Below are 19,924 nucleotides of genomic sequence, written 5' to 3'. Positions count from 1 at the left end.
GCGCGTATAGAACACCATCGACCTCTTCCAGACCACTCAGCGTGAAACCGAGCGTTGCCATACTGGTCAGACGAGCATCAAGAAGCGGTCGAAGCGGCGGCTTATCACTTGGCCAGGCGCCATATCGCAAAGATGCGGTGCTGGACGTTCTTTTCAGGATGTCAGACGGCGCAGTGGAGAAAATGATATCGCCCCTTACCGGTTCGGCACTGGCAATATCCCTTTGGGATCTGGCGACACCACGCTCTCTCATGGGTACGATCAGGAACTGCATTGCTTAACCATACTGGACAAAAATACAGTATCCGGACGATATGCTGATTGCTCAATTGGTCGCTGACGATTGGTAACGTTTCGCCTTGAAGCAGTAGAGACTGTTCTACGTTGAGAGCACGGTCAGGAGAACCTGACCATGGGTGGATAACGTGCGCAATCAGGAGCAGAAGCTAATCTCCCCTTTGAACGATAAAACTCAATAATCGAAAGTGTCTGCCGATAGTCAAAACGATGCCCCAGCATTAGGGGATTTTAGAATGTGGAGTAGCAGGCTCAAGCTTATGAAAGATATCTATCTACTGATCGAACATGGTATGGATCAGGGCGAAGTTTATGTGCTTGGCTGGTTCGATGATGAGAAAAGGGCCAAGGAAGTGGCTGAGGAGAAGGAGTGGGAGGCATACCGCGCCAGCTTGAAAACTGAGCACCCCTGGTCAAATCACAAACCGCTGCCGCCAGACCAAACTAAATATCGTCGCTTCTGGATCAAAGAGATTTCCAAATTTGATCACGTTCCAGTTCCTAGATCCTCGGCAGTTCATTGACCCCCCATCCGACTTCTGCTCGATTGCAGATCTATCAACTTATCTTCCAGCGGTGACCTCCAGGACGTACGCCTGACAAGCAGCCATGCGGCCAAGCGTACGCAGCCGGAACGCCCTGTTAGCGATCGGGATCTCTGCCGTCTCTTCGCGGAAACGCTTGCGGGTAGAAGGTTTGGATTGATCGAATCATGTCCCGAAAGTCAGAACACAAGGTCCGCTCGACACGACTGATCGCTACAGCGGATGGCACACCAATGACAGTGGCGATGTTGCGGAGAAGGTTTGATTTGGCCAGGGAAGCGGCCGGCGTGGCGAAATCTGAATTTCAGATGCGGGATTTACGAGCCAAAGCCGGCACAGACAAAGCCGAATCCAGCGGTGAGATCATGCAGGCGAGAGATCAACTTGGGCACAAGACCGTGGTAATGACAGAGCAGTACATCCGGAACCGCATGGGCAAGAAAGCCACTCCTACCAAGTGAATTGCGGACCAAATCCAAAATAGCGGACCAGAAACAAACAAGGGCTTGCATTAGCTTTCGCCTGCAAACCCTTGATTTTAGATGGTGCCCGAAGCCGGAATCGAACCGGCACGCCCTTACGAGCGGGGGATTTTAAGTCCCATGCGTCTACCAGTTTCGCCATTCGGGCGGTAGCGCGGTAAGCAGTCTGAAGACTGTCCAAATAACGATCTGGCAGCTCTGACGCTTGTGCAACAGAGGGGGAAATATATACATCCCGCCCCGGTGAAGCAAGTTCGCAAATCCCCTTTTCAAGACTAAATCTTGCAGGACTGCGAAAATAAAAAAGCTCCGCAGATCATGGATCTACGGAGCTCGTTTAAAGTGGAGGCCGAAGTCGGAATCGAACCGGCGTAGGTGGATTTGCAATCCACTGCATAACCATTTTGCTATTCGGCCTCAAACATCTGATGTTCAGTAGCACAACATCAAACGTGTAAACTCGTATCTGGAAACAAGATTCTAATCTAGCTTCCAACCCTTTGAAATCTAAGGGGTTTTCGTGTTCCTGAATCAGGAATGGACGCAATTCTGGACTGGTTCGAAAGGCATGTCAAGAACTGGAAGAAAATAATTCCAGATGCGCTAACGCCACTACCCGGTTGCTTTCGAGACTAACACTTCAGCGCCACAGAAAGCGCTACCCACCGCAAGATGCACGCTGTAACCGCTGCCGATACTCGCTGGGCGTCTCGTGCATTTCATGGCGGAAGTGCCGATTGAAATTCGACAAGTTGGCGTACCCCACCTCAAAACAGATATCGGCAACGCTGAAACTGCTTTGCGCCAGCAAACGGCAGGCACGCTGGACTCGCAGCTTGCGCGTCAGGTCGACGAAGGTATGGCCGGTGGCGCGCTTGAAGAATTTGGAGAAGGCCGGCTCGTTCATGTCCAGGCGCTGGGCGATGACGGACATGCGCAACTCATCGGCGAGGTCGTTCAGGATGTAGTCGAAGACAATGCTCATGCGCTGGGCTGTCAACGCGTCGAGCATAGGCGCGTATTGCAGGCTGGCAAGCGTTTGTCTCTCGCTGTCGGGGGTCGAAGCCAGCAACTGCAACAATGACAGGAACAGGCACAACCGCTGCAATCCGTGGCACTGGCCGATCTCTTCCAGCAGTCGGGCCGCTTCCTTGCGGGTATTGCCATGAAATTCGATGCCCTGCGCCGCCAGGCGAAACAGGTTTTGCAACTCGCTGAGTTCAGGGAATTTGTCGCGCAGTTGCATCAGCATCTGGCCATCGAATTGCAACACCACGTCACGGCCGGTAATCACCTCGCCTTTGCCCAGATCGCTGATCCAGTCGTGAGGCAGGCCCGGGCCGATGAGGGCGACATGCCCGGCTTCGAATACGCCGATGTAGTCACCAGCCAGTAGCCGACCGCTGCCTTCGCGGATCAAGTGGATCTCGAACTCCGGATGATGGTTCCAGCGCGCCAGGTCGAAGGGATAGTCGTGTTCGTACCAACGAAAGCTGTGCTGGGGCTCGTTGAGGATAACTTCAAGCGCTGGTGGCTTGTCTGCGGTTACGTGATGGTTCATCACCCTGGCGATTCCGTTTTTGTTGGTTTTATCAAGGTACCGCGAAGCCCGGGACGAGTCGAAGTCTCGGGACGCTGACATGAGACTCGCACTAACGACGCCCGGCGCCTAGCGCGTTACATGGAGCCCACTGATACTTTTTTTCCACGGTCAAAAAAGTATCAGCGGCGCGTATGCCATTCATTTGTTCGCTGCTTGGGTAGCTGCAATTCTGTGGTCATCCCGGTGCGGCTATGACCCGCCTCGTGGATTACAACAACAATAAAGCTTCTGCCGCCCAAGGCGCAGAGCGGAGATCACGATGAAGATCATTCCAAGCGCACTTTTTCTGTCCGCCGGCCTGTGCTCTGCCCTGCTCTGCCAGGCGGGTGAAACGGTGACCATCGCCACCGTGAACAACAGCGACATGATCCGCATGCAGCGACTGTCCAAAACTTTCGAACAGCTGCACCCCGACGTGAAGCTCAACTGGGTGGTGCTTGAAGAGAACGTGTTGCGTCAGCGCCTGACCACCGACATTGCCACTCAGGGCGGCCAGTTCGACGTGCTCACCATCGGCACTTACGAAACACCCTTGTGGGGCGCCAAGCATTGGCTGGAGCCAATAAAGGACCTGCCCGCCAGCTATGACCTCGAAGATATTTTCCCTGCGGTTCGCCAAGGGTTATCGGTCAACGACACGCTCTATGCCCTGCCGTTCTATGGCGAAAGCACCGTCACCTATTACCGAACCGACCTGTTCAAGAACGCCGGCCTGAGCATGCCCGAGCACCCGACCTGGACGCAGCTCGGCGAGTTCGCCGGCAAGCTGCATCAGCCGGATAAAGAACAGTATGGGATGTGCCTGCGCGGCAAGGCCGGTTGGGGTGAGAACATGGCGCTGCTGACGACCATGTCCAACGCCTTTGGCGCGCGCTGGTTCAATGAGCAGTGGCAGCCGCAACTCACCGGGCCGCAATGGACTGCCGCCGCCAACTTCTACGTCAACACCCTGAAGCAGTACGGCCCACCGGGTGTGTCGAGCAATGGCTTCAACGAGACGCTCGCCCTGTTCAATAGTGGCAAATGCGCAATTTGGGTCGATGCCAGCGTCGCCGGCTCGTTCATCACCGATACAACGCAAAGCAAGGTGGCCAATGATGCTGGTTTCGTCGCCGCGCCAACAGAAGTCACCGACAAAGGCTCGTCCTGGCTCTATGCCTGGTCACTGGCCATCCCGGCGACATCCAAACACAAGGAAGCCGCTAAAGCCTTTGTGACCTGGGCCACCTCCAGGGAATACATCCAACTGGTTGCCGAGACGGATGGCATCAGCAATGTACCGCCAGGCACCCGCATGTCGACCTACAGCGATGCCTATTTGCAGGCGGCGCCCTTCGCCGGTGTCACGCTGAAAATGATGCAGAACGCCGACCCGGCGCACCCATCAGTCCAGCCCGTGCCCTACGTCGGTATTCAGTACGTGACCATTCCCGAATTCCAGGCGATTGGCACGTCGGTCGGCAAGCTGGTATCCGCGGCGCTCACCGGGCAGATGCCAGTGGAACAGGCCCTGGCCTCTGCGCAGCAAAGCACCGAACGCGAGATGAAGCGCGCCGGTTATCCCAAGTAGCACGGCGTGGCGCAATCACTGCGGGGTCTTCGCAGACTAACGACCATTTTTAATGCCCTCAACGGGCGTCTCTTTAGCTCTAACGATTGGATGGAAACAATGAAACGTCTAGAAGGAAAAAGTGCCCTGATTACCGGCTCCGCCAGAGGAATAGGCAGGACGTTCGCGCAAGCCTATATCCGCGAAGGCGCTACGGTCGCGATCGCCGACATCAACCTGGAACGTGCCCAAGCCACGGCAACCGAGTTGGGGCCCAATGCTTATGCAGTCGAGATGGATGTGACCGATCAGCAATCCATCGACGCCGCCATCGCCACGGTGATCGCCACCACAGGCAAGCTCGACATCCTGATCAACAACGCGGCGCTGTTTGATCTCGCGCCGATCACAGAGATTTCTCGCGACAGCTACGAACGGCTGTTCTCGATCAACGTTTCCGGCACCCTGTTCACACTGCAGGCCGCGGCCAAGCAGATGATCCGCCAGGGCCACGGCGGCAAGATCATCAATATGGCCAGTCAGGCCGGGCGGCGCGGTGAAGCGCTGGTCGCGGTGTATTGCGCGACCAAGGCGGCGGTGATCAGCCTCACGCAATCGGCTGGTCTCAACCTCATTCCCCATCGCATCAACGTGAATGCCATTGCGCCGGGAGTGGTGGACGGTGAGCATTGGGACGGCGTCGACGCGCTGTTTGCCCGCTATGAAAACCGGCCGCTCGGGGAAAAGAAAAAACTGGCGGGACAGGAAGTGCCGTACGGGCGCATGGGCACGGCAGATGACCTTGTCGGCATGGCGATCTTCCTGGCATCGACCGAAAGCGATTACATCGTGGCGCAGACCTATAACGTCGATGGCGGTAACTGGATGAGCTGACTGGCCCCAATTACAGGGCCAGCCAATGCCTCAAAGGCGAAACCGATCCACCGACTGCGAGAGCTGTCCGGCCAGGCTGGACAGTTCATCGGTGGTCGAGGCGGTCTGGTTGATCACCTTGCTGTTGCCTTCGGACATGCCGGCAATCATTTCCACCTGGTGCGCGATTTCGTTGCTGGCCAGGCTCTGCTCACCGATTGTGCGGCTGATGTCATTGACCAATTCTGTGGTACTGAGCGTGGCCTGGAGGATTTCGCGGATGGCGCGCTCGACGTCGGCAGTCACCGCCATGCCCTTGTCGACCTGCGCGACGCCCGCCTCCATGCTGCTGACCGCCTCGCGGGTGCTTTGCTGGATGCGCGCGACCATGGCGGCGATTTCCTGGGTGGAGGCGCTGGTGCGGCCCGCCAGACTACGCACTTCATCGGCGACGACGGCGAAACCACGGCCCTGCTCTCCGGCACGGGCTGCCTCGATGGCGGCGTTAAGCGCCAACAGGTTGGTTTGATCGGCGATGCCCTTGATCACCTGAATGATGCTGAAAATCCCCTCGGACTCCTTGTCCAGGGTGCGGATCACCTGGGCCGACTGCTGCGCCGAACGGGCAATCCCGTCCATGTCGCTGACCACTTGATGAATCACCCGACCGCCGTCCTTGGCCAGTTCCTCGGCCTGGTTGGCCATGTTCAGTGCACGCTCGGCATGCCGGGTGATTTCTTCGATGCTCGCAGTCATTTCGCTGGCCGCCGCGGCCATGGTGCTGGCGGCAACGCTTTGCTGCTGGCTGCTGCCCGCGACCTGATGGCAGCCGCTGCTCAACTGCTGGCTCATGCCGCTTACGCCGTGGGCGTTGCTGCGAACCACTTCGATCATGCCGCGCAGGTCACGCTGCATGGTCGCCAGGCTGCGAATCAAGGTGCTGGCTTCGTCCTTGCGGGTGGGCTCGACGATAGGCTCGCTCAGGTTGCCATGGGCGATGCTGTCGGCAATCCGGCTGGCGATCTGCAACGGCCCCATGATGCTCAGGATGACCGAGCGTCCCAGGGCGAGCAGCAGCAACAAGCTGGCAATGAGTACGGCGCCGAGGGTGAAGTTGGCACTGCTGATGGTTTGCCGAGTGCCCGCGCTGGTCTGTTGAGTGTTGGTTTCGATCAGCTCACTGAGGGTGGCCATCTGGTCTTCCAGTTGGCTGAACGCGTTATTGAACGTACCCAGTTGCTGTTGTGCGGAATCCGGATTATCCAGAGCCAGCCCGACAATGCGCTCGGCGGCACTGATGTACGTATCGAGGCTTGGCTTGATCTTGTCCAGCGCGGCCTTGAGGGTGTCGTTGACCGGCAGCTTGAGGTTGTCACCGAGCATCTCGCGAAAATGCGCGGCATGCTCATTGAGTGAACTGCGCACCTCGGCCTTGCTGCTGGGGCTCTTGCCCAACCCTACCAGCATCGCCGACAGTACATCGGCGCGCAGTGCATCGTGCATCATGTCGGCTTCGAGGTGGTTGCGCAGCGCGGTCATACTGACCTCGTTGTCACTCACCGCTTCAGCCATCCGTGTATTGCCCACATAGCTGACCAGACTCAAGATCAGGGCGGTGAGCAAGCCAGTGCCTATCAGCAAAATCAAACGTAATTTTATGGACACTCGATGGTTCCCCTGTCAGCAGGTGCGTGGTCGGCTAATTGCCTACTGTTGGGGTTATCGACTGTTCCAACCGGTTACTTAGACTTATTTCCACGCAAGCCGATTTTTGCGACCTACGGTATGCGCGGGCTCAATGCCCGCGAATGTAGTGCTCAAGTTGCCGTATCAAATCGGCCTGCTCGACGATGGCTTCCTTGACCAGATCGCCGATCGACAGCAGCCCGATCAATTCGCCGCCCTCCAGCACCGGCAGATGGCGCAAATGACTGTCGGTCATGACCTCCATGCAGCGCTCGATGCTCTGCAAACTGTCGGCAGTCACCACCGGTGCGCTCATGATCTCGCGCACCGGCGTGCCGACCGAAGAACGCCCCTGTAGCACCACCTTGCGCGCATAGTCGCGCTCGCTGATGACGCCGACCACCTGCCCTGCTTCGATCACGGGCAGCGCGCCGACGTTCTTCTCGGCCATCATTTTCAGGGCGTCGAGCACCATTTGATCCGGTGCGATGCTGTGCACCTGCTGGTTTTGCACGACTTTCAGTTTGAGCAACTGTGCGGCTGTTTTCATCAACGTTCTCCGATGCGGTTCAGGGCGACGGTCAAGCCGCCGCGACTTCCACGACGCCGGCGTTCAGACGCACCGGCCACACCCGCAGACGCTGTTCGGGGTACTCCAGGCAGCTGCCGTCTTCAAGACGAAAGTGCTGCTTGTAGATCGGCGACGCCACTACCAGATCACCCTTGAGACTGCCGATCAGTCCGCGGCCAATCACGTTCGCGCCGGATTGCGGATCATGGTTGTCGATGGCGTAAAGGGTGCGACCTTCGGCCTGCGGCAGGTAGAACAGCGCGACCTGAGCGCCGTCGAGCCAAACGACGACACCGGAATTGCTGACCAGATCCTGCTGACTGCACACCGCCTGCCAGGCTTGGGCATTGGCCGCGGTGGCAAGGGCATCGACACGCTGTGTAGTGGACTGGCCCATCAGGCATTCTCCTCGGTGACAGGGATAAGGTTGAGTTCGGCGGCCATGATCGGCCGGCGCTGACCGCGCTCCTGGACAAAATGGATGTCCGGGTCCGGGCGCTGATCGTTGACGAAGGTGCGGAAGCGCTTGAGTTTTTCCGGATCCTTGAGGGCATTGGCCCATTCGCATTCATAGCGATTGACCACCAGTTGCATCTGCGACTCAAGTTCCGCACCAAGTCCCAGGCTGTCGTTGATGATCACGTCCTTGAGGTAATCCAGGCCACCCTCCAGGCTTTCGCGCCACACGGAAGTGCGCTGCAATTTATCGGCGGTGCGGATGTAGAACATCAGAAAGCGGTCGATGTAACGGATCAGGGTTGCATCGTCCAGGTCGGTGGCGAACAGCTCGGCGTGACGCGGACGCATGCCGCCGTTGCCGGCCACATAGAGGTTCCAGCCGTTCTCGGTAGCGATCACGCCCACGTCCTTGCTCTGCGCCTCGGCACATTCACGGGTGCAACCGGAGACGGCGAACTTGAGCTTGTGCGGCGAGCGCAGGCCTTTGTAGCGATCTTCGAGGGTCAGGGCCATTTTCACGCTGTCCTGCACGCCGTAACGGCACCAGGTGCTGCCCACGCAAGACTTCACGGTGCGGGTCGACTTGCCGTAGGCGTGCCCGGTTTCGAAACCGGCCTCGATCAGCTCGGACCAAATGTCCGGCAACTGATGCAACTGCGCGCCGAACAGGTCGATCCGCTGGCCACCGGTGATCTTGGTGTAGAGGTCGTATTTCTTCGCCACTACGCCGATCGCGATCAGTTTGTCGGCGGTGATCTCACCGCCAGCAATGCGCGGCACGACCGAATAGGTGCCGTTTTTCTGCATGTTGGCCATGAAGGTATCGTTGGTGTCCTGCAACGGCACCAGCGAGGCGTCCATGATTGGCTGGTTCCAGCACGAGGCGAGGATCGAGCCCACCGCCGGTTTGCACACGTCGCAACCGGTGTGTCCACGGCCATGCTTGGCCAGCAGTTCTTCGAAAGTGATCACCCCTTCTACCCGCACCAGCGCATAAAGCTCCTGGCGGGTGTAGGCGAAGTGTTCGCACAGGCTCTTGTCGACGCTGACGCCGCGGGCAATCAGTTCATGCTCGAAGACTTGCTTGAGCAGCCCCGCGCAACCACCGCAACCGGTGCACGCCTTGGTCTGCGACTTGAGCAGGCCCAGGTCGGTGCAGCCGCCATCAATGGCCGAGCAGATCGAGCCCTTGGTGACGTTATGGCACGAGCACACCGTTGCCGACTCGGGCAACGCGCCCGGGCCCAGGGTTGGTGCACCGGCGGACGATGGCAGAATCAGGCTGGCCGGTTCCGGCGGCAAGGCAATGCCGTTCTGCATGTATTGCAGCAGGGTGTCGTAATAGCTGTTGTCGCCGACCAGCACTGCGCCGAGTACACGCTTGCTGTCAGCATCCACCACCAGCCGACGGTAACTGGCCGTCGCTTCATCGATGAACTGATAACTGCGCGCACCCGGCGTCTGCGCATGGGCATCGCCGATGGAGCCGACGTCGACGCCGAGCAGTTTGAGCTTGGTCGACATATCGGCGCCCTGGAACGGCTCGGCGACTTGATTGCACAGCAGTGACGCGACGCCACGGGCCATCTGGTAACCGGGGGCGACCAGGCCGAAGAGGCTGCCATTCCAGGCAGCACACTCGCCGATGGCGTAGATGTGCGGATCGCTGGTCAGGCACTGATCGTCGATCACCACGCCGCCGCGAGGACCGATGTCCAGCGCGCATTGGCGGGCCAGTGCGTCTTGCGCACGGATGCCGGCGGAGAACACGATCAGGTCGGCTTCAAGAAATTCGTCGTTGGCAAAATTCATCCGGTAACGGTACTGCTCGCCGGCACTGATCGACTGCGTGCCACGGGACAGGTGCACACCCACGCCGAGCCGCTCGATTTGCGCCTTCAGCGCCAGGCCGCCCTGCTCGTCCAGTTGCACCGGCATCAGGCGCGGGGCGAATTCCACCACATGGGCTTCCAGGCCCAGGCTTTTCAAGGCGTTGGCGGCTTCCAGACCGAGCAGGCCACCACCGACCACCACACCACGCCGGGCATTGGCCGCAGCAGCACGAATCGCGTCGAGGTCTTCGAGGGTGCGATACACCAAGCGCGAGTCGCCTTCGGCACCTTCAATAGGTGGCACGAAAGGATAAGAGCCGGTGGCCAGAACCAATTTGTCGTAAGCGACGCAACCTTGCGCGGTAATCACCTGGCGCCGGGCGCGGTCGATTTCCAGCACCGGCACGCCCAGATGCAGGGTGACGCCCGGCGTCTGGTATAGAGAAGCTTCGCCCAGGGCCAGCGACTCGGCATCGCGACCGCCGAAATACTCGGACAGATGCACACGGTCGTAGGCACGCATCGGCTCTTCGCTGAAGACATGCAGGCGGTAGTGGTCGAGGGCGCCGCGCTCGATGAGCTGCTCGACACAATGATGTCCGACCATGCCATTGCCGATCACGATCAGCGTTTGCAGTTTGTTCAATGCGGCAACATTGGAATTCATAGTAAGCACCCAGCCAAAGCCAATCACGGATAAAAAAGCAAAAAAAAACGCCTGAAACCTCTCGGTTTCAGGCGTCTTTGCCTGTTCTTCGCGGTGTTCGACCTGGCGCCTTCGCCTGATCCACCGATGTTGCCCACGACCTGCTCGGCCGGTCGATCTTCGTTGATCGACGGGGCGGCCCACTGTGTGGACCTTTGATCGATGTAATGCAGCGATTGTGCCAGTTGCGGTTCGACGTATTCGAAACGCCGCTTCAGTGAGGGTTTATCGGGGTTTGACGTGGTTCCCCTTCAGGGTGATTGAACATCGGGATGATTCGGTTTTTGCCTTGGCATAGTGCAGACCATGCGCGACGGGCTTCATAAAAGTGCGTTTGCGTGTCTGATCTTCCGGTGTTGCGGTGGTATTGGCCTGCCCTCACCTGATAGCCTGAGCACCCTTGCCTGCATGTCTCTGATGGATCATCGGCGCGCGAAGACGCCGCGATGATCACTTCACCCCCATTCAATCAAGACAACGGTGACTCTCTTGATCAGCAGCACCCCCACATTTGCCCGCGATATCGACGGCAAAGCCATTTCTGCCAAGGTCCTCGACGAGGTCCGGGAAGAGGTTCTGGCCCTGGCCCATCAGCAGATTTATCCCGCCCTGGCGGTCCTGTTGGTCGGCGACGACCCGGCCAGCCACGTGTATGTGCGCAATAAACTGCTGCGCGCCAAGGAAGTTGGTATCCGCTCCCTTGAATACCGCCTGCCGGAATCCGCCAGCCAGGCCCAGGTACTGGAACTGATTGCACAACTCAATGCCGATCCCACGGTGAACGGCATCCTGGTGCAACTGCCCTTGCCGGCTTCTATCGATGAGCAGGCAGTGATTCATGCCATCGACCCGATCAAGGACGTGGACGGTTTTCACCGGGAAAACGTCGGCGGACTGGTGCAAGGCTTCGAGGTTCTGACCCCGTGCACGCCCAGCGGCTGCATGCGCCTGTTGCACGAAACCTGCGGTGATGACTTGAGCGGCTTGCACGCGGTGGTCATCGGCCGTTCGAATATTGTCGGCAAACCGATGGCGACCTTGCTGTTGCAGGCTAACTGCTCGGTCAGCGTGGTGCACTCGCGCAGCGTCGATGCCCCGGCGTTGTGCCGGTTGGCGGATATCGTGGTCGCGGCGGTGGGCCGGCCAGCGTTGATCGACGCCAGTTGGCTCAAGCCAGGTGCGGTGGTGATCGATGTTGGCATCAACCGCATCACCAGCGAGTTCGGCAACCGTCTGGTGGGCGATGTCGACTACGCCAGCGCCCGCACCGTCGCCAGCGCGATCACCCCGGTTCCCGGTGGCGTCGGGCCGATGACCATTGCCTATCTGTTGAAGAACACGTTGATCGCCAGCCGCTTGCAACGCGCGGCACAGGCTCGCGGGCAGCAGCCCGAAGACGACCTGGCGTTAAACTGAGCACAACGCACACGGCCCACTTGAAAGTGGGCCGTGTCGGTAATGCGAAACCTGTGGGAGCGGGCCTCTGTGGCGAGGGGGCTTGCCCCCGTTGGGTCGCGAAGCGGCCCCAAAAGCTTTGCGACTGCTTCGCAGCCGAACGGGGGCAAGCCCCCTCGCCACAGAAGCCCGCTCCTACATGGATTGTGAGCATTTGGACCGTGTCGATCAGGTCCGTTATTTCCCCGCGTGCAACACCTGCGTTTGCGGCATCGCCGAAGAGTGGTGGTTGAGAATCTTCCACTGACCGCCCACCTGCTCATAAACGAAGGTGTAGCGCGCCTGCACCTGGCGGGTCTTGCCATCGGCTTCGGTCAACATAAAGGTGTAGACGCCACTGTCCATGGCCACGTTGGCGCCCAATGGGCGGATCTCACGGAAGTTGATCTGCCCTACCGGCTTGAGCGCCATGAAGTGATCGAAGTAGTCCTTGATCTGTGCCGGCGTGGTGCGCACCTGATTGGAAACCGTCGGTTGCAGCACCGCGTTCGGCGCATACAGGTCGACCACGCTCTGAACATTGCCACTCTTCAACGCGCTGTTCCAATGGTCAAACAGGGCGGCGATTTCACGATCTTTCGCGCTGGTCGGTTGCTGCGCCACGCTGCTGTAAACGTAAGGCACCGCTTCCAACGCCTGAGCCAACGGGGTGGTCAGGGCGAACAACAGGGCGATGGTCGAGGTCTTGAATTTCATTGCGCTATTCCAATGATGGTCGATAGGCACACTGTGCCGCCCGGAACGCGGCCCGCCATCGGCCAACCGGAGCCATTTGCCTATGCCATTCGGCAGATAGCGCCCTGCCCCGCTAACAAGGTTTAATGACGCCCCTGCCCGAACGGGCGTGCCCGCGCCGGAACCTGCCCATGCAAAACCCTGATCATGACCCCGGTAGCGCCCTGGCCATTCGCACTCAATATCGGCAGTCGCAAAGTCGCGCCGCGCGGCTGCGGCTGCTGGTGGATACTGGCCAGGAGCTGACCCAACTGGCTCCCGAGGCCATGCGCCAACGGGTGCTGCAACGGGCCTGCGCCTTCCTGGCGATGGACCATGCGCTACTGCTGGAATGGGACATGGATGCGCAGGTCCGGACCACCGCCAGTCAAGGCAGCCGTGATCGTTTGCACAGCCTCGAGCACCTCGCCGACACCGCGATGTGCGCACCGCAATGGCAGGAACAGCCGAGCGCGGATCTGCCCAATGTGTTGCGGGTGCCTTTACGCGGTGGCGATGGTGCCGCCTTCGGTGCTTTGGTGCTGGCCAACAGCGTCAGCATCAGCGCACCGGACACCGAAGACCTCGAATCCCTGCAATTGCTCGCCACCCTGCTCGCCGCGCACCTGGAAAACCAGCGCTTGCTCGACGCATTGGTGACCCGCGAGCGCACTATGTCCGATCTGGTCCACCGACTGTTCCGGGCACAGGAAGACGAACGCAAACGCATGGCCTACGACCTGCACGACGGCCTGGCACAAACCCTCGCCGGGCTGCATCAGCGCCTGCAAGGTTTTGCCGGCCGCTGCCCACCATTGCCCGACGAACTCGGTGCGGACTTACAGACGATTCTTCAACTGGCCCAGCATTGCGTCGGTGAAGGCCGGCAATTGATCCGTGGCCTGCGTCCGACGGTGCTCGACGACTTTGGCTTGCTGAGAGCGGTCGACAAAGAGGCCGATCGCCTGCGCGAGGCGGGGATCAAAGTGAACTGGAATGCGCGTTGCGAAGCACGTTTGCCCAGCCAGGTGGAGATCGCCCTGTTCAGGATCGCCCAGGAAGGCATCAACAATATTCTCAAACATGCGCAAGCCAGCCACGTCGTGCTGGCGCTGCAACTGCATGACGGACACGCCTCGCTGCGGCTGGACGATAACGGCCAGGGTTTTGCCATGGAACAATCCCTCGACACCTGCGGCGCCCGGCACCTGGGGCTTGCCGCGATGCAGGAACGCGCGAGCCTGCTGGGCGGTGAGTTCTCGTGCATCAGCCATGCCCACGGCGGAACGCAACTGCGCGCCACCGTCCCCTCTGGCCTGAATGGAACCCCTCAATGACTGACGTTATACGACTGGTGGTCGCGGACGACCATGAAGTCACGCGCACCGGCTTCGTCTCGTTGCTCGCCGGCCTGACGCAATTCGAAGTGGTCGGCCAGGCGTGCAATGGCCAGCAAGCACTGGATTTATGTGAACGGCTTTTGCCCGACATCGTCATCCTCGATATCCGCATGCCGGTGCTCAATGGGCTCGGCGCCGCACGCCTGCTTCAAGAGCGTCTGCCGAGCCTGAAAGTGATGATGTTCACCATGGACGACAGCCCCGATCACCTTGAAGCCGCCATGAACGCCGGTGCTGTGGGCTATCTGCTCAAGGATGCCAGCCGCCACGAAGTAATCGACGCCTTGCAACGTGTCGCCGCCGGCGAGCAAGCCCTCAACAGTTCAGTCAGCGCGCAGTTGCTGCGCCGACTGACCGAGCGCAACGCCAGCGGCGCCGCCCCCGTCACCCTGACCCCACGGGAACGCCAGGTGCTGGGGCTGGTGGCCAGCGGCATGAGCAACCGTGAAATCGGAGAAAAACTCGGCATCACCACCGGCACGGCCAAAGCCCACGTGGAACGGGTCATCGGCAAACTCGGTGCCGCCGACCGCACCCAGGCCGCTGTGCGTGGCATTGCGCTGGGTCTGGTGACCCAGTCATGAAAGCGTCAAACGCCCGCCGCTGGGCCGATCTGCCGTTACGCGGCAAAGCCCTCGTGGTGATTTCCCTGCCGTTGGTGATTCTGTTGCTCTCGCTGGTGCTGATCTACACCACCGAACGACAGACCGCGCGCGCGGAAGAGGACGTGCGCCGCGTGCTGCTGGTGCAAGGCGATATTCAGGCGGTGCACACCCTGCTCGCCGAGGCCGCCGCCAGCGTGCGCGGCTATCTGCTGACCCATCGCGAGGATTTCCTGCCGGGTTACCGGCAAGCCAAGCCCTTGATCGAATCGGCCCTGCAGCGGCTCGACCGCAACGTTCGCGATCAGCGGGTGCGTAAACATCTGAAGGCGATCACGCCGCTGATCGACACCAAGGTCGAAGGTCTGGTTGAACTGCTCGATGATCGCAACGCAACCCCAGAGTCGATCACCACAATCCTGATCAACAACAAACATGTCCTCGACGAATTACGCGAACGTATCAGCGCCATGCGCACGCTTGAGGACACCCTGCTGGCCGAGCGCACCGCAGCGGCGGCCTCCACTCGACAACGCCTGTTGTTCTCCACCTTGCTGGCCGCCGTTTGCGGGCTGTTCGGCGCCATTGTCGCGGTGCTGTTTCTGTCCAAAGGCATCGTCGCACGGGTGCAGCAGGTTCAGGGCAACGCCCAACGGCTGGCACTCGGTCAACCGTTATTGCCGCAACCGCCGGAGAACGATGAGATCGGTCAATTGGGCACGCGCCTGGTCGAGGCCGGGCTGTTGCTGGCCGAACGTGAACGAGCCTTGCGCGACAACGAAGAACGCTTGCGGCTGATCATCGATGGGGTGAAGGACTACGGTATTTTCGCCCTCGACACACGCGGCTTCGTCACCAGTTGGAATGCCGGCGCCGAACGGATCAAGGGCTACACCGAACAAGAGATCGTCGGCCAGCATTTCTCGGTGTTTTATCTGCCGCAAGAATGTCCGCAGCATCCCGACATGGCACTGCGCGAGGCCACACGCAATGGTCATTACATGGAAGAGGCCTGGCGTTGCCGCAAGGATGGCAGCCGCTTCTGGGCCAGTGTGGTGATTACTGCGCAGTACGACAGCAGTGGCGCCCTGCGCGGGTTCTCCAAGATCACCCGCGACATCACCGATCGCCGTGTTGCCGAGATCGCGCTAAGTACTGCGCGGGAAGAAGCAGAACGCGCCAGCCGCGCCAAAAGCGAGTTTCTGTCGCGCATGAGCCACGAACTGCGTACTCCGCTCAACTCGATTCTCGGCTTCGCGCAACTGCTGGATATGGATTCGCCCAAAGGGCAGCGGGCGCAGATCGGTCACATCCTGCGAGCCGGGCAACACCTGCTGACCCTGATCAACGAAGTGCTGGACATCGCCAAGATCGAGGCCGGGCGCCTGCCACTCAACGTTGAAGCCGTGCCTTTGGCGGTGGTGCTGCAAGAAGCCCTGACGCTGGTGTCGCCCATGGCCTGCGACGCCGGCATTCGACTGGTGGAACTGCCGATGCTGGCCGCCGACAGCGGGATCGTCGCCGATCGGCAACGGCTGGTTCAGGTGCTGCTGAACCTGTTGTCCAACGCGATCAAATACAACCGGCCCCAGGGTCAGGTGCACATTGAAGTCAGGGTTCATCAACAACGAATTGCGGTATCGGTCTGCGATACCGGCAAGGGCATTGCAGCTGATCGGCAGGACCAACTGTTCAAGCCGTTCGAGCGCATGGAGACCGACCCGAACGTGGAAGGCACGGGCCTCGGCCTGGCGTTGAGCAAAAGCCTGCTGGAAATGATGAACGGCAGCCTGACCGTCAAAAGCCAGCCCGGCAACGGCTCCAGTTTCACCCTGGAACTGCCCTTCGAGCGATTGCCGTCAACCACTGAGCCACCTGCGGCATTGATCAGCCCGCCAACCGCAACGCCCGCCCTCGCCGCCCCCGATTACCAGGGCAAAGTGCTGTGCATCGAAGACAATCTGTCGAGCCTGGCCCTGATCGAAACCCTGCTGCAACGACGGCCACACATCCAGTTGCTCTCAAGCATGCAGGGGCAAATGGGCCTGGACCTGGCCAGGCAACATGCACCGCAGCTGATTTTGCTGGATGTAGCGCTGCCGGACCTTGATGGTTTCAACGTTCTGCAGCGCTTGCGTCTGTCCTCCAGCACCCGCGCCACGCCCGTGCTGATGATCACCGCCGATGCCAGCGACCTCACGCACCAGGCCTTGCTGGAAGCAGGAGCGACCGCGGTGCTGACCAAGCCGATTCATATTCCTTCATTCCTCGCCCATCTTGACCAGCACCTACCGGAGCCCGTGTGAACACCGACCTGCGCATTCTGATCATCGACGACCAACGACCCAACCTCGATTTGATGGAGCAGTTGCTGGTCCGCGAAGGCCTGACCAATGTACTGAGCAGCACCCAGCCGCTGCGAACCCTGGACCTGTTCAACAGCTTCGAGCCGGATCTGGTCATTCTCGACCTGCACATGCCGGAGTTCGACGGCTTTGCCGTGCTCGAACAGCTCAACCGGCGCATTCCGGCCGGCGAATACCTGCCGATCCTCGTGCTCACCGCCGACGCCACCCGCGATACCCGCCTACGCGCGCTGGCCCTGGGCGCCAAGGACTTCATCAGCAAGCCATTGGACGCCCTGGAAACCATGCTGCGGGTCTGGAACCTGCTAGAGACCCGCGCACTGTATAAAGCCCTGCGCACGCTGGTCCCTGCGGATCAAATCGAGTTGCTGCGTCAGTTAAGGCCGCAGCCAGTTAGCTGATTGCAGGGGCGGAATCACTGACGATTTGCCGCTGAAAGCCAGGTTGCGTGGCTGGCTCGGCGTCCTCACGGCTGCCGGCTGCAGAAAGCCCAGCAAGGCTCGCTGCGTGTCATGCCAGGCCGTGGGGTGTTCCATGTCGAGGAAATGCCCGGTGTTCTCGATGGTCTGAAACTGCGCCTTGCGGGTATGCGCCGCAAACAGACGGGCGTCTTCCACCGAGGTGTACTCGTCCCATTCACCGTTGATAAACAGCAGCGGGACTTCGATGGCATCGGCACAGGACACGTAGCAGTGAGTGTCCTGGGTCAACACCTCATTGACGTGGAAATGCATCTGCCGATATTCATGTTCGTCCAGGCTGCTGACATGGCGCTCATTGAAACGCTTGAACAGCGACGGCAGGTGCTTGCCGATCGTGCTGTTGATCAAACGCCCGACATTGCGTCGATCGCAGGCCTGAAGAAAGTGCCGCCCGCTCTCCAGATACTCACGCATCGGCGTGTTGATCCGCGCGGCGAATGAACTGATCACCGCCTTTTCGATCCGGCGGGGCCGCTGGGCCAGCGCTACCAAGGTCGCCGCACCGCCCCAGGAAAAGGACAGCACATGCTGGGCGCGAAAGTGCTCGATCAACTCCAGCAGTATTTCGGCCTCGTCTTCCTTGCGGATCGGTTGGTCATGCAGGTTGTGTTGTTTCGATTGACCGGCGTAGGGCTGATCGTAGAGGACCACATTGAATCGTGGCCGCAGGTAACGCACCGTTTGCGCAAAGGATGCGGTCGTTGCCAGTGAGCCATTGACCAGAATGATGGTCTTGTCAGCAGCGGCGTTGAGATAGTGCTCGGTATAAACCTTGTACTTCTTACCAATCTCGACGATGGCAGTTTTCGGCATCATTTCATTCTATTCCTTGAACAAATTGGACCAGGCACACAGCGTGGTCGACTGTCCGGCTTCCTCCGGGCAAGCCTGACAGCACAAACCAGCGACAACGGTACAAGGGCGCTGAGATGAACGCCATGACCAATGAGTCACAACCCGACCAGCGGTTTCCAGTTAAGCAGGAATTTTCCCGTGTGCAAGCTCACAAGCTTGAAAATGGCTGCCCAGACGCTTCGCCGGTATCAGCCTATGCTTGTTGATTGCCCCACCCTTTTCATCTGCCCATCAAGGAGTTGAAAAATGTCGCTAACGCTTTACTACCATCCGCTGTCGTCGTACTGCCACAAAGTGCTCATCGCGCTCTATGAAAACGGCATCGAGTTCGACAGAAGAATCATCGATCTCACGGACGCCGCCGACCGCGCAGAGCTTCAGGCATTGTGGCCCATCGGAAAATTCCCGGTACTTCGCGATCATGCTCGTCAACGTAATCTGCCGGAGTCCAGCGTCATCATCGAGTACCTGGATCGCCTGTATCCAGGTGAACAGCGCCTGGTTCCGGACGATTGGGAGACCGCGTTGGAGGTGCGCTTATGGGACCGGTTTTTCGACAATTATCTACAAACGCCGGTCCAACAGATTGTCAGTGATCGGATGCACGCGACCAACGGTGATTTGACCAGGGAACGGGCCACACTTGCGACGGCGTACGGCATGCTCGAGCGCCGTATGGCGTCCAGAATCTGGGTGGCCAGCCCGGATTTCAGCCTGGCCGATTGTGCCGCCGCCCCGGCGTTGTTCTATGCCTGCACACTGGTGCCGTTCCCCGACGACTACCAGCATTTGAGCGCCTATTTCGACCGGTTGATCCAGCGACCGTCATTCCTGCGGGTGATCGACGAAGCCAGGCCCTGGTTTTCGTTTTATCCGTTTGCGGATCGCCTTGCACAACGGTTTCGTGAGGCGCCGGATAATGCATGACCAGTCATTGGCCGCAATGCGATCTGTAGACAACCCGGCGTTTGCGATGTTGCTGGAGGGGATTCGCAAGGCTGTGCGGGAGGGATGGGGGTCGTAGGAACTGCCCCTGCGACCGGCGGTTTACCGTTGCGCCAACTCATGCCGGATGCATTGCTCATAATACGTTTGCTTGATGCCGGCAGGCTTGAGACGCGAAGGGCTGTTATAGGTTTGCTCCGTGATGCCCATGGCCGTCATGCGCATCCACGGCCGGGGAAACTTGCGCGATTGCAGCTTCTTGCGTGCTCCGTAAAGCGTAAGCCCGGAAAGTTTCGAGGCTTGCGCGCCCTCGGCTATTTCCGAGCCCCAGCTGCATACATAGCGAGAGTTCTTGCTCAGTTCCTTTGCCTGGGCTCCAAACGAAATAGCCACCAGGACAAACGTTGCAGTCATCCATACCAAAGTCCGCATATCGCCAATGCCTAACCTGCTGAAAAGAAAGCAAGTTTGACAACGAACCGAAGATCGGGGGGCCAGCAGT

Annotated in this window: 17 protein-coding genes, 2 tRNA genes and 3 pseudogenes; 10 read left to right on the top strand and 12 right to left on the bottom strand. The window is 59.5% G+C overall.

Annotated elements, in window-relative coordinates; genetic code table 11:
• The first annotated feature begins 557 nt into the window (after positions 1–557).
• A complete protein-coding gene (locus AC1RL4_RS02955) occupies positions 558–821 on the top strand; it encodes a hypothetical protein (protein WP_026286635.1) in 264 nt (87 codons plus the stop codon).
• Positions 822–902: 81 nt separating this feature from the next.
• Here AC1RL4_RS02955 and AC1RL4_RS02950 read toward each other — a convergent pair.
• Positions 903–986, bottom strand: a pseudogene (locus tag AC1RL4_RS02950) (DUF2280 domain-containing protein); the annotation flags it as partial.
• Positions 987–988: 2 nt separating this feature from the next.
• On the opposite strand from AC1RL4_RS02950, the pseudogene AC1RL4_RS02945 reads away from it, so the two are divergent.
• Positions 989–1,303 (top strand): annotated as a pseudogene (locus tag AC1RL4_RS02945) (tyrosine-type recombinase/integrase); the annotation flags it as partial.
• An 82-nt stretch (positions 1,304–1,385) separates the two neighbouring features.
• On the opposite strand, the gene AC1RL4_RS02940 reads toward AC1RL4_RS02945, so the two are convergent.
• The 3 genes from AC1RL4_RS02940 to AC1RL4_RS02930 form a co-directional block, all read right to left on the bottom strand.
• Positions 1,386–1,472, bottom strand: a tRNA-Leu gene (locus AC1RL4_RS02940).
• A gap of 195 nt (positions 1,473–1,667) precedes the next feature.
• A tRNA-Cys gene (locus AC1RL4_RS02935) sits at positions 1,668–1,741 on the bottom strand.
• A gap of 241 nt (positions 1,742–1,982) precedes the next feature.
• Positions 1,983–2,885, bottom strand: coding sequence for a helix-turn-helix domain-containing protein (locus AC1RL4_RS02930; protein WP_028940682.1), 903 nt, complete (start codon positions 2,883–2,885; stop codon positions 1,983–1,985).
• 301 nt (positions 2,886–3,186) lie between these two features.
• Here AC1RL4_RS02930 and AC1RL4_RS02925 point away from each other — a divergent pair, with 301 nt between their 5' ends.
• Positions 3,187–4,497 carry an ABC transporter substrate-binding protein gene (locus AC1RL4_RS02925; RefSeq protein ID WP_019578757.1) on the top strand — a complete coding sequence of 437 codons (1,311 nt, stop codon included), beginning with the start codon at positions 3,187–3,189 and terminating at the stop codon, positions 4,495–4,497.
• A gap of 99 nt (positions 4,498–4,596) precedes the next feature.
• The gene (locus AC1RL4_RS02920; RefSeq protein ID WP_192350375.1) at positions 4,597–5,370 is read left to right on the top strand and encodes an L-iditol 2-dehydrogenase; all 774 of its coding nucleotides are present in this window, start codon (positions 4,597–4,599) and stop codon (positions 5,368–5,370) included.
• A 30-nt stretch (positions 5,371–5,400) separates the two neighbouring features.
• On the opposite strand, the gene AC1RL4_RS02915 is transcribed toward AC1RL4_RS02920, so the two are convergent.
• The 5 genes and pseudogenes from AC1RL4_RS02915 to nirB all read right to left on the bottom strand — a co-directional run bounded on the left by AC1RL4_RS02915 (position 5,401) and on the right by nirB (position 10,564).
• Positions 5,401–6,126, bottom strand: a complete 726-nt coding sequence (locus AC1RL4_RS02915; RefSeq protein WP_419554982.1) for a methyl-accepting chemotaxis protein — start codon at positions 6,124–6,126, stop codon at positions 5,401–5,403.
• A gap of 132 nt (positions 6,127–6,258) precedes the next feature.
• Positions 6,259–7,014, bottom strand: a pseudogene (locus AC1RL4_RS02910) (MCP four helix bundle domain-containing protein); the annotation flags it as partial.
• A gap of 130 nt (positions 7,015–7,144) precedes the next feature.
• The gene (locus AC1RL4_RS02905) at positions 7,145–7,585 is read right to left on the bottom strand and encodes a CBS domain-containing protein (RefSeq protein WP_028940686.1); all 441 of its coding nucleotides are present in this window, start codon (positions 7,583–7,585) and stop codon (positions 7,145–7,147) included.
• A gap of 31 nt (positions 7,586–7,616) precedes the next feature.
• Positions 7,617–8,003: a nitrite reductase small subunit NirD gene (gene nirD, locus AC1RL4_RS02900; RefSeq protein WP_230172346.1), complete on the bottom strand. Its 387-nt coding sequence runs from the start codon at positions 8,001–8,003 to the stop codon at positions 7,617–7,619.
• Complete coding sequence (gene nirB, locus AC1RL4_RS02895; protein ID WP_489078746.1) at positions 8,003–10,564, bottom strand: nitrite reductase large subunit NirB; 2,562 nt, start codon at positions 10,562–10,564, stop codon at positions 8,003–8,005. The genes nirD and nirB overlap by 1 nt, the downstream gene beginning before the upstream one ends.
• 528 nt (positions 10,565–11,092) lie before the next feature.
• On the opposite strand from nirB, the gene AC1RL4_RS02890 reads away from it, so the two are divergent.
• Positions 11,093–12,019, top strand: coding sequence for a bifunctional 5,10-methylenetetrahydrofolate dehydrogenase/5,10-methenyltetrahydrofolate cyclohydrolase (locus AC1RL4_RS02890; protein ID WP_172901185.1), 927 nt, complete (start codon positions 11,093–11,095; stop codon positions 12,017–12,019).
• 216 nt (positions 12,020–12,235) lie between these two features.
• On the opposite strand, the gene AC1RL4_RS02885 is transcribed toward AC1RL4_RS02890, so the two are convergent.
• The gene (locus AC1RL4_RS02885) at positions 12,236–12,754 is read right to left on the bottom strand and encodes an SgcJ/EcaC family oxidoreductase (protein WP_230172342.1); all 519 of its coding nucleotides are present in this window, start codon (positions 12,752–12,754) and stop codon (positions 12,236–12,238) included.
• Positions 12,755–12,924: 170 nt separating this feature from the next.
• Between AC1RL4_RS02885 and AC1RL4_RS02880 the strand changes: the two genes are divergently transcribed.
• From AC1RL4_RS02880 to AC1RL4_RS02865, 4 genes are read left to right on the top strand one after another with little or no spacing between them, the layout of a single operon-like run.
• A complete protein-coding gene (locus tag AC1RL4_RS02880) occupies positions 12,925–14,109 on the top strand; it encodes a sensor histidine kinase (RefSeq protein ID WP_230172337.1) in 1,185 nt (394 codons plus the stop codon).
• Positions 14,106–14,756 carry a response regulator gene (locus tag AC1RL4_RS02875; protein ID WP_028940692.1) on the top strand — a complete coding sequence of 217 codons (651 nt, stop codon included), beginning with the start codon at positions 14,106–14,108 and terminating at the stop codon, positions 14,754–14,756. Before AC1RL4_RS02880 ends, AC1RL4_RS02875 begins: the two co-directional genes overlap by 4 nt.
• Positions 14,753–17,080 carry an ATP-binding protein gene (locus AC1RL4_RS02870; protein ID WP_230172333.1) on the top strand — a complete coding sequence of 776 codons (2,328 nt, stop codon included), beginning with the start codon at positions 14,753–14,755 and terminating at the stop codon, positions 17,078–17,080. The genes AC1RL4_RS02875 and AC1RL4_RS02870 overlap by 4 nt, the downstream gene beginning before the upstream one ends.
• Positions 17,077–17,541 carry a response regulator gene (locus AC1RL4_RS02865; RefSeq protein WP_018928998.1) on the top strand — a complete coding sequence of 155 codons (465 nt, stop codon included), beginning with the start codon at positions 17,077–17,079 and terminating at the stop codon, positions 17,539–17,541. Before AC1RL4_RS02870 ends, AC1RL4_RS02865 begins: the two co-directional genes overlap by 4 nt.
• Here the strand turns inward: AC1RL4_RS02865 and AC1RL4_RS02860 are convergent.
• A complete protein-coding gene (locus AC1RL4_RS02860; RefSeq protein ID WP_230172331.1) occupies positions 17,518–18,438 on the bottom strand; it encodes an alpha/beta fold hydrolase in 921 nt (306 codons plus the stop codon). The two genes, AC1RL4_RS02865 and AC1RL4_RS02860, sit on opposite strands and share 24 nt — an antisense overlap.
• 285 nt (positions 18,439–18,723) lie before the next feature.
• Here AC1RL4_RS02860 and AC1RL4_RS02855 point away from each other — a divergent pair, with 285 nt between their 5' ends.
• Complete coding sequence (locus AC1RL4_RS02855; RefSeq protein ID WP_019578745.1) at positions 18,724–19,404, top strand: glutathione S-transferase family protein; 681 nt, start codon at positions 18,724–18,726, stop codon at positions 19,402–19,404.
• A 120-nt stretch (positions 19,405–19,524) separates the two neighbouring features.
• Here the strand turns inward: AC1RL4_RS02855 and AC1RL4_RS02850 are convergent, their stop codons facing one another.
• Positions 19,525–19,854 carry a hypothetical protein gene (locus AC1RL4_RS02850; RefSeq protein WP_018928995.1) on the bottom strand — a complete coding sequence of 110 codons (330 nt, stop codon included), beginning with the start codon at positions 19,852–19,854 and terminating at the stop codon, positions 19,525–19,527.
• Positions 19,855–19,924: the final 70 nt, after the last annotated feature.

Source organism: Pseudomonas sp. GW822-FHT07A10 (assembly GCF_058798795.1).
The sequence above is the reverse complement of the archived record's forward strand: the minus strand, read 5'-3'. Positions and strand labels throughout refer to the sequence as shown.

What these genes read in the sequence shown, in the direction of transcription:
- AC1RL4_RS02955 (WP_026286635.1), top strand. Translation starts at nt 558, where the DNA reads ATGAAAGATATCTATCTACTGATCGAACATGGTATGGATCAGGGCGAA.
- AC1RL4_RS02930 (WP_028940682.1), bottom strand. Translation starts at nt 2,885, where the DNA reads ATGAACCATCACGTAACCGCAGACAAGCCACCAGCGCTTGAAGTTATC.
- AC1RL4_RS02925 (WP_019578757.1), top strand. Translation starts at nt 3,187, where the DNA reads ATGAAGATCATTCCAAGCGCACTTTTTCTGTCCGCCGGCCTGTGCTCT.
- AC1RL4_RS02920 (WP_192350375.1), top strand. Translation starts at nt 4,597, where the DNA reads ATGAAACGTCTAGAAGGAAAAAGTGCCCTGATTACCGGCTCCGCCAGA.
- AC1RL4_RS02915 (WP_419554982.1), bottom strand. Translation starts at nt 6,126, where the DNA reads ATGGCCGCGGCGGCCAGCGAAATGACTGCGAGCATCGAAGAAATCACC.
- AC1RL4_RS02905 (WP_028940686.1), bottom strand. Translation starts at nt 7,585, where the DNA reads ATGAAAACAGCCGCACAGTTGCTCAAACTGAAAGTCGTGCAAAACCAG.
- nirD (WP_230172346.1), bottom strand. Translation starts at nt 8,003, where the DNA reads ATGGGCCAGTCCACTACACAGCGTGTCGATGCCCTTGCCACCGCGGCC.
- nirB (WP_489078746.1), bottom strand. Translation starts at nt 10,564, where the DNA reads ATGAATTCCAATGTTGCCGCATTGAACAAACTGCAAACGCTGATCGTG.
- AC1RL4_RS02885 (WP_230172342.1), bottom strand. Translation starts at nt 12,754, where the DNA reads ATGAAATTCAAGACCTCGACCATCGCCCTGTTGTTCGCCCTGACCACC.
- AC1RL4_RS02880 (WP_230172337.1), top strand. Translation starts at nt 12,925, where the DNA reads ATGCAAAACCCTGATCATGACCCCGGTAGCGCCCTGGCCATTCGCACT.
- AC1RL4_RS02875 (WP_028940692.1), top strand. Translation starts at nt 14,106, where the DNA reads ATGACTGACGTTATACGACTGGTGGTCGCGGACGACCATGAAGTCACG.
- AC1RL4_RS02870 (WP_230172333.1), top strand. Translation starts at nt 14,753, where the DNA reads ATGAAAGCGTCAAACGCCCGCCGCTGGGCCGATCTGCCGTTACGCGGC.
- AC1RL4_RS02860 (WP_230172331.1), bottom strand. Translation starts at nt 18,438, where the DNA reads ATGATGCCGAAAACTGCCATCGTCGAGATTGGTAAGAAGTACAAGGTT.
- AC1RL4_RS02855 (WP_019578745.1), top strand. Translation starts at nt 18,724, where the DNA reads ATGTCGCTAACGCTTTACTACCATCCGCTGTCGTCGTACTGCCACAAA.
- AC1RL4_RS02850 (WP_018928995.1), bottom strand. Translation starts at nt 19,854, where the DNA reads ATGCGGACTTTGGTATGGATGACTGCAACGTTTGTCCTGGTGGCTATT.